9 protein-coding genes are annotated in these 9,875 nt (G+C 68.3%); 5 read left to right on the plus strand and 4 right to left on the minus strand.

The genetic code is table 11. The features are described from left to right. Positions 1–217: 217 nt before the first annotated feature. The 3 genes from sepH (at position 218) to MJ797_RS09075 (ending at position 3,080) form a co-directional block, all read left to right on the plus strand. On the plus strand, positions 218–1,468 hold the full coding sequence (sepH, locus tag MJ797_RS09065) for a septation protein SepH (protein WP_239333651.1): 1,251 nt from the start codon (positions 218–220) through the stop codon (positions 1,466–1,468). 135 nt (positions 1,469–1,603) lie between these two features. Then, positions 1,604–1,807, plus strand: coding sequence for a hypothetical protein (locus MJ797_RS09070; protein WP_131768226.1), 204 nt, complete (start codon positions 1,604–1,606; stop codon positions 1,805–1,807). 325 nt (positions 1,808–2,132) lie between these two features. Next, entirely contained in the window at positions 2,133–3,080 is a 948-nt protein-coding gene (locus MJ797_RS09075; RefSeq protein WP_239333652.1) for a YihY/virulence factor BrkB family protein, read from the plus strand. On the opposite strand, the gene MJ797_RS09080 is transcribed toward MJ797_RS09075, so the two are convergent. Together MJ797_RS09080 and MJ797_RS09085 are read right to left on the minus strand one after the other, a co-directional pair. Next, the gene (locus MJ797_RS09080) at positions 3,074–4,372 is read right to left on the minus strand and encodes an LCP family protein (RefSeq protein ID WP_239333654.1); all 1,299 of its coding nucleotides are present in this window, start codon (positions 4,370–4,372) and stop codon (positions 3,074–3,076) included. The two genes, MJ797_RS09075 and MJ797_RS09080, sit on opposite strands and share 7 nt — an antisense overlap. 112 nt (positions 4,373–4,484) lie before the next feature. After that, a complete protein-coding gene (locus tag MJ797_RS09085) occupies positions 4,485–5,609 on the minus strand; it encodes a CaiB/BaiF CoA transferase family protein (protein WP_374581822.1) in 1,125 nt (374 codons plus the stop codon). Between the two features lie 68 nt (positions 5,610–5,677). Between MJ797_RS09085 and MJ797_RS09090 the strand changes: the two genes are divergently transcribed. Continuing rightward, on the plus strand, positions 5,678–7,321 hold the full coding sequence (locus tag MJ797_RS09090) for an aminopeptidase P family protein (RefSeq protein ID WP_239333658.1): 1,644 nt from the start codon (positions 5,678–5,680) through the stop codon (positions 7,319–7,321). Between the two features lie 261 nt (positions 7,322–7,582). Here MJ797_RS09090 and MJ797_RS09095 read toward each other — a convergent pair whose 3' ends face one another. Beyond that, entirely contained in the window at positions 7,583–7,927 is a 345-nt protein-coding gene (locus MJ797_RS09095; RefSeq protein ID WP_239308844.1) for an Lsr2 family protein, read from the minus strand. Between the two features lie 416 nt (positions 7,928–8,343). On the opposite strand from MJ797_RS09095, the gene MJ797_RS09100 reads away from it, so the two are divergent. Beyond that, complete coding sequence (locus MJ797_RS09100; protein WP_239308845.1) at positions 8,344–8,814, plus strand: hypothetical protein; 471 nt, start codon at positions 8,344–8,346, stop codon at positions 8,812–8,814. Positions 8,815–8,916: 102 nt separating this feature from the next. Here the strand turns inward: MJ797_RS09100 and MJ797_RS09105 are convergent, their stop codons facing one another. Further along, positions 8,917–9,741, minus strand: a complete 825-nt coding sequence (locus tag MJ797_RS09105) for an ABC transporter ATP-binding protein (RefSeq protein WP_239308846.1) — start codon at positions 9,739–9,741, stop codon at positions 8,917–8,919. Positions 9,742–9,875 lie beyond the last annotated feature (134 nt).

The raw sequence follows: 9,875 nt of genomic DNA on the forward strand, positions 1-9,875 counted from the left end.
GGCCAACCCGCCGAACGGCCGACGCGCCGCTGTCGGCGGACCGGGCGCCCGTGTCGACGGGATGCCGACAAAGCGTGTCGGCATCCCGGGGTGAGACATCGTGGATGTGCCGATGGCAAGCTGTGGGGTAGGCATGAACGGCGGGTTCGACAGTCCGGATACTCACCGTCACCAAACGTTCCAGGGCTGGCTCGGACGACGCCGATGAGGAGGCGCCATGCGTGAGCTGCGAGCGGTCGCGCTCAGCGAGGACGGCGGCTACCTCGTGCTCGCCGAGACCGCCGGCGGACCTGATCCGGAGAAGTTCCGGGTACCGGTCGACGACCGGCTCCGGACGGTGCTGCGCGGGGCACGGCGCAGCGAGGTTCGCCAGGAAAGCGCCCTGAGCCCACGGGAGATCCAGGCGCGCCTACGCGCTGGTGAGACGACCGCCGAGGTCGCGCGGGTAGCGGGCATACCGGTCGAGCGGGTCGAACGCTATGAGGGCCCGGTCCTGGCCGAGCGGGCCCGGGTGGTACAGGAAGCGCGGGCGGCGCTACTGCCCAAGGACCCCGGCGGTGCCCCCGGCCGGCCGCTGGGCGAGGTGGTGGACGCCCGGCTGATGGCCGCACAGGACGACCCCGGCGGCGCGCAGTGGGATGCCTGGCGCCGGGTGGACGGGATCTGGCTGGTACAGCTGACCTCGGAGAGCCGGTGCGCACGCTGGACCTGGGACCCGGTTGTGCGCCGTGTTCGTCCGCACGACGATGCCGCCCGAGCGCTGGTGACCCCTGAGGTAGCGGTCGACCCCACGGCGCAGCCGGCACCCGCGCCACTGCCCGTGCAGGCCGGCCCTGCCCGTCCGCCCGGTCCCGCGTTGACGCTGGTGCAGGAGCCGGCCGCCACGCCGGCCGCACCGGGCGCACACCCGCCGGTCGTGGTAACGCCGCCCACGCCGGTCCAGCCGGCCTCGGCACGGGGGCGGACACACGGAGTCTCCCGGCCCGCAGCCCGGGGTGAAGCACCCACGCGGGTTCCCGCTCCCCCGGCCGCGCCGGTCAGATCAGCGCAGCCACAGCCACCGGAACCCGTGGTGCCCGTGGTGGACGTACGGGGCATGGAGGTGCGTGACGTCCGGCCGGCGCCGGCCGCACCAGGTGTACCAGCGCTCCCGGCGGCTGCGGCTGCACCCACTCCCGCACCCACGCCTACGGCGGCGGCAGTCACCGAACCCGAACTGGCGGTTGCCGTCCCACCGGTCACCGCCGTCCCACCGGTCACCGCCGTGCCGCTGGCCTCCGGCGCTTCCCCGCAGCCACCGTCCGCGCCGGAACCGGCGCCTGGGCCCGAACCTGACGACACGGGACAACCACCACGCGGGCGCCAGGGTACGCCCGCTCGGGCGGCCGAGCGAGGTGCCGGCGGTCGCCGGGGCCGTAAGTCCGTCCCGGCCTGGGACGATATCGTCTTCGGTGCCCGGCGCCCGTAGCGGCGGCACCCCCGTGGGCACGCGGTCATGGCTCTGTTCCGCGGCTCCGGCGGCCAGGTCGCCGGGTTGGTCTGTGAGGGAACCGTCACACCGGCGGCGTGGAACCAAATCCCGACGAAGACTGTTGAAGATGGTGTGACTGGAACCACTACCAAACCGACGCTGACCAACCTCGACCGGTGCGACCGGTGCGGCGCGCAGGCGTATGTGCGGGTCGTGCTTCCCGGTGGCGGCGAACTGCTGTTCTGCCGGCACCACGCCAAGTCCCACGACTCGAAGCTGCGAGCCGTGGCTGCCGAATACCATGATGAAACCGACAAGCTGACCATTTCGCCCTGAACCACCTTCCCCCATATTGTGTATTCGGCCCCGCCTGCCAGATCGGCTTCGCCGATCCGGCAGGAACTCCGAATTGGTGAGCCACGATCAGAAGGTCGAAGTCGCCACTTTCAGCCGGGTCTGAGCGTGTCTCTCATCCTGGAGCCGTACCGTGGTGCGCGTGCCGATGGCGGATCGAATGTTGCCCGCGGTGCCACGGGTACCCGACCCAGTGGCTGATGCGTCGCCGTTCGCGTCGGCTGACCCGGCTCCTCCTCATTCGCTGAGCCACCCGTCAGCATCGGCCCAGACGCCGAAAGTGGCTGCCTCGCGCGAACCGGTGTCCATGCGTGTTCTCACACTCGCCCACCAGACCGTCGCGGGAGCCTGGCGCGACCGTGTGCTCGGTCTCGCGGCCGAGGCGGGTTTCTGGCAGCTGCTGTCCCTTCCCCCCCTGCTGCTGGCCATCCTCGGCACGATCGGCTATATCGGGGACGTACTTGGCGCCGACGCCGTCGACAGTGTTCGGCAGAGCGTGCTCAGCGCGGCGAACGACCTGCTGACACCTGCGGTCGTCGACGACGTGGTGCGCCCGACCATCAACGAGATCCTGACGCACGGGCGCCCGGACGTGATCTCCATCGGTTTCCTGCTGTCGCTGTGGACCGGATCGTCCGCAATGGCCACCTACGTCAACACCATCACGATCGCTTACGGACAGCGCGAGCTACGCTCAGCGGTACGTAGCCGGCTGCTGGCGCTGCGCCTCTACCTTGCGCAGGTCATCAGCGGGGTGATCCTCCTCCCCGCGCTCGTCCTCGGGCCGGGCCTGATCTCCCGCATTCTCAACGCGGAACACCACCACTCCGTGGGATGGCTGCTGAAGGTCCTGTTCTGGCCTGTCGTCGCCATATTCTCGCTGGCGATGCTCACGTCCCTATACCACTTGGCGCTGCCGTCCCGACGGCCGTGGCGGCGCGCGGTGCCCGGGGCGCTGCTGGCCATGGTGGTCTGGAACGTCGGCAGCTACCTGCTGCGGCTCTACCTGGAGACCGTGTTCGGCCATGAACTGATCTACGGCTCGGTAGCCGCACCCGTCGCGGCGCTTCTTTTCTTCTATATCACCGCGCTCGCGGTTCTGCTCGGCGCCGAGCTCAACGCCGCCATCGACGGGGTGACCAAATCCGTGCTGGTGCCCGCCGAATCGCAGCTGCCAGCGCCCGATGCCGCGGATGCCCCCACGCCACGTTCCCGCCTCCGGCGGTGCTCCCGGCGACGCGCCCGCGTTCAGTAGGTACACGAGCCAGCCGGTGGTACCGCCGCGGGTGCGGCGGTACCCGATGCTCTGGGGGCGGCCGTGGGCGTTGCCGCGGCCCGGATCGTCGCGGCCGCCAGGACGACCGCTGCCGTATCGGGCGCGGCGCCCATGCTCACCGGCGCCACGCCCGCGCCTGACACGGTCGCGTGCGCGGATGCCGACGGCTGGCCGCCGCTGAGACCGGCCACGAACGACGCGAGTTTGCCGGGATCGGTGAGCAGTACCGACTGCCCACCGATCTGGCCGGGTGACGCTGGGACGGTCGCCAGGCGGACGCCGCCGGTACCGACGCCGCGCAGCCGGACCGCGAGCGGCGCCAGGTCCGCCAGCGATGTGTCGTCGCCGACGCTGATGGACGAGGTGACCGCGTCCATCAGCGAGGCCAGCCTGACCGGGTTGGCCAGTGTGCTGGTCGACGTTGCCGCTCGGAAGATCACTCCAATGAACTGCTGCTGGCGGCGGATCCGGTCGAGGTCCGCTTCGGGCAGGCCATAGCGCTGCCGGACGAAGGCCAGCGCCTGCTCGCCGTCGAGCGTGTTGTCGCCCACGTGGCCGTGCCACCCCGACATCTTGTCGTCAAGATTGGTCCTGCTCCCGTTGGGCAGCGGCCGTACGCACACGGTCACCCCGCCGAGCGCGTCGGTCATCCGCTGGAAACCGACGAAGTCGATCTGAAGATAATGATCTATACGTATTTTCGTCAGTTCCTCGATGGTGCGTATCAGCAGGGATGGTCCGCCCAGGGCGAATGCGGCATTGAGCTTCGACCTGCCCGCGGTGTGTTTGTGCCCGGCGGTATCGGTATAGGCGGGGATCGTCACCCACAGGTCCCGCGGGAACGAGGCGAGCGTGGTGGAACCGTTGGCGTCCAGATGAGCCAGGATCGTCGTATCCGAACGCTGGCCCTCGACCTCGCCGAACTCACCGGCTGTCCCGGCGCGGCTGTCCGAGCCCACCAAGAGGATGTTCTGGGTTTCCCCACCCGCGCCGGCCGGCCGCCGGTCGGCGGCGGGGAAGACCAACGGGACATGGGTCACCTTGCCGTCGTAGTACCGCAACGCCAGCCAGCCGCCGCCGGATATGAGCAGGAGCAACAGCGAGAGCAGTCCCGCCGCGGCGGTGACCAGCCGGCGCGGGATGGACGCCGGTGGCCGCGACGGGGTGGGCGGGGCGGCATCGGAACCCTCCTCGCCCGCGGCCCGCCGCCCGCCACCGCCAACCGGCCACCCCGCGGCGCGCTGGACCTGCCCGTCCGGAGGCCACGTCATAGCCCGCCCCCTCGCCCACCCCACCATCCGGGGCGCCTTCGCCAGTCATGTGGACGTTCCGCAGCCGCGGAATCGTTCCCCGGCCCAGGTGTCATGCTCACGACACCCGCGATCATCCGTCACGGCTGAATTCGGCCCGGATGGCCGGGCCGTCCGCATCGAGTGTGGGAGCGGGGGGCCGGGTCGACGGCTCCGGCCACTCGGGCATTTTCACCGGATTGCCGGGTAACGGCAGGCCGCCGGCTTCCACCACCATGTGCCGAAAATCGGCCTGGTCCGAGGAGACGGCTTCGGCGACATCGTTGATAGGGCCGCACGGGATGCCCGCCTCGTGCAGAATCGCGAGCCATTCGGCAGCGGGCCGGGTACGCAGGGTGTCTTCCGCTTCGCGTTTGAACGAGTCCAGCGCCGACAACCGTGCGCTGTTGGTGACGAAGCGGCGATCGACGGCGAGATCCGCGCGATCCAGCGCCTGGCACAACCGGCTGAAGAGGGCGTCGTTCGCGGCGCAGATCACAATGCTGCGGTCCGCGCACGCAAACGTGTCGAACGGCGCGATCGAGTAATGTGCGTTGCCTATGCGTGGTGGAGTTGTCCCGGTAGCGAGATAGGACAACGCGGCACCTTCGAGCAGCGACAGTGAGGCATCGAACATAGCGATGTCAACATAGGTGCCGCGGCCGGTCGTGTTCCGTCCGTGCAACGCCGCCCCGATGGCGCCGAAAGCGTACAGCCCGGCGGCGAGGTCGGCGATCGGGACCCCCGGCTTCACCGGTTCGCCGGCCGGTGAACCGGTGATCGACATAATGCCGGCGGCGGCCTGCACGACCGCGTCGTAGGCGGGGCGGTTTCGCCACGGCCCGGTCTGCCCAAAGCCCGAGATGCTCACATATACCAACCGAGGATTGCGCCGCGACAACGCGGCCCAGCCGAGACCGAGGCGGTCCATCACGCCGGGCCGGAAGTTCTCGACCAGCACATCAGCCCGGTCGATGATGGATAGTAACGCCGCGTGATCGTCGGCATCCTTCAGATCGAGCGCGACCGACTGTTTGCCACGGTTCACCCGGGCGAAGTACAGCGACCGATCGTCCATGAACGGACCGTAGGATCGGGAGTCATCTCCGTGGCCAGGCCGCTCCACTTTGATGACCCGGGCGCCGAGATCGGCAAGCATCAACGTGGCAAACGGCCCGGCCAATACCCGAGTGAGATCGACGACAAGAAGACCATCCATGGGACCCGGTGGCACAGGCACTCCTGCGACGCTACCCGCCTCGGGCGCCGCAGCCTACCGTTGGAACTATGAGTACGCACTCGGGCGGAACCCCGCCTTCCCCGGACAGATCCACATTGCCAGCCAGCGTGGACGGCCAAAGCCCACGCCCCGGCGATACGGCTGTTTCTGGCAGCGCGTCAGCCGCCACGTCATCCCCGGCGACGGCCGAGGCAGACAGCGCCGATCCGGACGGGACGGCCAGCCACGATCAGCAGGCGCCAGCCGCCTTCCGTCGATTTATGGCCAGCGGATGGGCACCCGTACCCACGGTCACGCCAGCGCGTGATGAAGCGGCGCCGTACACAGCCAAGCGACGTGCTCTGCTGAGCGCACGTTTCCCAGCCGAAACGCTGGTGATACCCAGCGGTGGACTCCGCGTACGAGCGAATGACACGGATTACCCGTTCCGGCCGGGAAGCGACTTCTTCTGGCTGACCGGCTGTCATGAGCCCGACGCGGTCGTGATTCTCCAGCCGTGCTCGGCCGGCGACCATGAAGCTGTGCTGTATGTCGCGGACCGGTCGGACCGCTCGTCCCCGGCCTTCTACGCCGACCGGCGTTACGGCGAGCTCTGGGTGGGCCCACGGCCGGGCATACGGGAGAGATCGGCCGCCATCGAGATCGAATGCCGGCCCCTGCGCGAGCTAACGGACGCGCTGGCGCGGCTGTCCCCGGCGAGGACCAGAGTCGTACGGGGCCTGGACGCCACGGTGGACCGCCAGATCCTGCGTTACTCCCCCAGCGAGCCGAACAGGTCCACGCCAGCCGTGTCCAGCCCGGCCGACCGGGACCTGGAACTGGCGCAGGCCCTCTCCGAGCTCCGGCTGGTCAAGGACGAACACGAGATCTCGATGCTGGAGAACGCGGTCGCCGCGACCGTGCTCGGCTTTTGCGAATGCGTACGTGAGATGGGCCACGCGACGACACTGCCCAACGGCGAACGGTGGCTGGAAGGCACGTTCTGGCGGCGGGCCAGGGTCGACGGCAACGATGTCGGGTACGGATCGATTGTGGCCTGTGGCCACCACGCAACCATCTTGCACTGGGTCCGTGACGACGGACCGGTGCGGCGCGGCGACCTCGCGCTGCTGGACATGGGCGTGGAGTCCCGCTCGCTTTACACCGCCGACATCACCCGCACGCTTCCGGTGGACGGACATTTCAGCGACGTGCAGCGTCAGGTGTACGACGTGGTCCAGCGGGCCCAACAGGCAGGAATCGACGCGGTGCGACCGGGCGCAAAGTTCGGCGACCCCCACCGGATGGCAATGCGGGTGATAGCCGAGGCGCTACACGACTGGGGACTGCTTCCGGTCAGCGTTGAAGAGTCGCTGGCCGAAGACCCACAAGCCCCGAAGGCAGGCCTGCACCGCAGATATACCCTGCACTCAACGTCACATATGTTGGGACTCGACGTCCATGACTGCGCGCAGGCCCGTGACGAGACCTACCGCGACGGCCCGCTCGTAACCGGTATGGTGCTGACCGTCGAGCCAGGCCTCTACTTCCAGCCCGACGACATTACGGTGCCCCCTGAGCTGCGCGGGATCGGGATCCGGATTGAGGACGATATTCTCGTCACCGCCGACGGCCGTCGCAACCTGTCCGAGGCTCTTCCCCGTACCGCTACAGCGGTAGAAAACTGGATGGCCAGGCATCAGACCGCCTAAGCCACACATGACCTGGGCGACAGGATGTCGGCTTCTCAACCTGTCGCCCAGGAAACAGCGGTTGCCACATACCCCCATATAGGACGCAAGTGGTACCAACCAGAGGTTTGACCTCTGTATGCCGGCACCACCGCGGCTGCACCCCACCGCTCCATGGGCCACTGCTCGGTCGCACCGCGTCCGTTACGGCCGCCGGCCGCGCGAAATAGAGCTATGATCACGCACCCTTTGGCTAGCTGGACGAATGCGACCGAGAGCCACTCAGTGAGCCTTGTCGTACGCTTCGACGATGTTCGAAGCGATACGGCCGCGGTCACTGACCGTGTAACCGTTGGCGCGCGCCCACTCGCGAATATCGGCGGTACGGTCTGTACCCCCGGTACGGCGAGAAGAAGCGCCCCGCGGGCCACGCCGAGCGGCAGTTGCCCGACCACCAGACCGGCGTGCCGCCCCAACGAACGGAGCCAACGACTCACGCAGCTTGGTGGCGTTCTTCTCGGACAGATCGATCTCGTACGAAGCACCGTCCAGTCCGAACCGAACAGTCTCATCAGCCTCGTGTCCATCGAGATCGTCAATCAACGACACGATGGTCTTCTGCGCCATGCCACTCTCCTTCAGGTCAGCGAACCCAGGAACTCTCGAGACTAGTATTACCACGTCATCAGGAAGAACTGTAACGGCTGGTTCGGACACGCGCGACTGGCATCGCCCACAGACATCCTCTCAGCGGCGTCATCGACACCACACAAGAGTCCTCGGGTTGACGTGAGTCACGTCAACCCAAAGGTGCGCAGGCCACTGTCAGGATAAATTTTGATCATGGGTTGTCGGCGAATCGCGACTTCCGATCCGAAACGCCGGTGGTCTGCGCAGACAAGGACGTCACGGTCCGGAAGGCAGAGTGAGCGCGACGCAACGCCATCAAGGATCCACACCGGCGAATGTCTTACACCACGAACAGGCCGCTGATGCGCTCATCCGATTCACGGTCTGGTAGAGCGTCGAGAGCGAGGAGCACGATGGATGAGCGGACATGGATCGTCGATGCCGCAAATGTGATAGGAGCACGCCCGGACGGATGGTGGCGCGACCGCGCGGGCGCCGCGTTACGCCTCCACCAACGCCTATCCGAGCTCTGGCCGTCAGTGCTCCTCCCGCACACGTCCGCATCGCAAGCGGCGGGCGGCCCCGCCACGAACCACCCGGGGACACGCCGCCACGATCCACCCGCTCAGGTCGTCCTCGTCCTCGAAGGCATGGCCCGCGACGGGGTTCCGGCGGGTCCTGACCCAGCCATCCCCCGGCTGCTGGTTGTCCACGCGGCTGGCTCGGGGGACGACGCCGTGGTCGACCAGGTCCGTCAACAGGCTGGTCCGGTTCTCGTCGTCACCGGCGACCGGGAGCTTCGCGGCCGGGTCAAGGCCATCGGCGCGGCCACAGCCGGGCCAGGGTGGCTGTGGGCGCTACTGGACGACGCCCGTTCCCGGTAGGCAGGCGGGACGGGAGCGGCCGTGGACAGGACGGTCGATAGCAGGCCGGCCGCGCTCAGGCCTGGGCGGCGCGAGCCGGGCAGGCCTGTTGCCGGTCGCTCTTCAGGCGGACGTCGAGGTAGGCGCCGGAGCGTCGAAGACAGGCGTCATCCGCGCGGCAAACCGACCGCCACCGGCCACGACCTCGAGGGGAATGCCAAAGCACGCTGACAGCTCCGGCCCGGTCAGCACCGCCCCGGCGGGCCCAGCCGCCACCACCCTGCCGGCGCGCAGCAGCAGGGCGTGCGTGATGCCCGGCGGAATTTCCTCGACGTGATGGCTGACTATGACCGTCACGGGCGACAGCGGGTCGGCGACCAACCGGGTAAGGCGTCTCAACAGGGCCTCACGGGCACCCAGATCGAGCCCTGCCGCTGGTTCATCCAGCAACAGCAGCTCGGGGTCCGTCATCAGCGCACGCGCGATCTGGACGCGTTTGCGCTCCCCTTCGGACAAAGTGCCGTATCGCCGCTCGACGAGATTTCTGCATCCGACCTGGACAAGCAGATCCCGCGCTCGCCTCAGGTCAACGTCGCTGTACTTTTCCCCGGCGCGGCCGACCACGTTCCAGGCCGCCGTCATGACCACGTCGACAACACGTTCGCTCGCGGGCAGGATGTCGGCCACGGCGGAGCTTGTCAGGCCCACCCGCCCGCGGACATCGAAGACATCCCGCTCGCCAAGCCGATCACCGAGTAGGTCCACCGTTCCCCGCGTAGGGAAAACCCGGCCCGCCGCCACCTGAAGCAGGGTTGTCTTCCCGGCACCGTTCGGCCCGAGAATGACCCAACGCTCACCGTCCGCGACACTCCAGTGGATGTCGGAAAGCAGCAAAGCGCCGTCCCGTACAACAGTTACCGCGTCCAGGCGTACCACCGCATCCGCCACCGGCCTCACGGTACGCGACGCATCGCGGTGCAGCTCCGGCCGGGCCGCGGCGCCAGCATGGATGGTGACCTACTTCTCGATGGATCGGCGGGCCGGTGGCCTCGCCGGTAACCAGCAGCGGCCGTCGACAACTA

Source organism: Protofrankia sp. CiP3 (assembly GCF_917627345.1).
In the GTDB taxonomy this organism is placed as follows: Bacteria; Actinomycetota; Actinomycetes; order Frankiales; family Frankiaceae; genus Protofrankia.

Bases quoted from the DNA above. Each gene is read 5' to 3' on its own strand.
- MJ797_RS09090 (WP_239333658.1), top strand. From the start codon at position 5,678: ATGAGTACGCACTCGGGCGGAACCCCGCCTTCCCCGGACAGATCCACA.
- MJ797_RS09080 (WP_239333654.1), bottom strand. From the start codon at position 4,372: ATGACGTGGCCTCCGGACGGGCAGGTCCAGCGCGCCGCGGGGTGGCCG.
- MJ797_RS09085 (WP_374581822.1), bottom strand. From the start codon at position 5,609: ATGGATGGTCTTCTTGTCGTCGATCTCACTCGGGTATTGGCCGGGCCG.
- MJ797_RS09100 (WP_239308845.1), top strand. From the start codon at position 8,344: ATGGATGAGCGGACATGGATCGTCGATGCCGCAAATGTGATAGGAGCA.
- MJ797_RS09095 (WP_239308844.1), bottom strand. From the start codon at position 7,927: ATGGCGCAGAAGACCATCGTGTCGTTGATTGACGATCTCGATGGACAC.
- sepH (WP_239333651.1), top strand. From the start codon at position 218: ATGCGTGAGCTGCGAGCGGTCGCGCTCAGCGAGGACGGCGGCTACCTC.
- MJ797_RS09075 (WP_239333652.1), top strand. From the start codon at position 2,133: ATGCGTGTTCTCACACTCGCCCACCAGACCGTCGCGGGAGCCTGGCGC.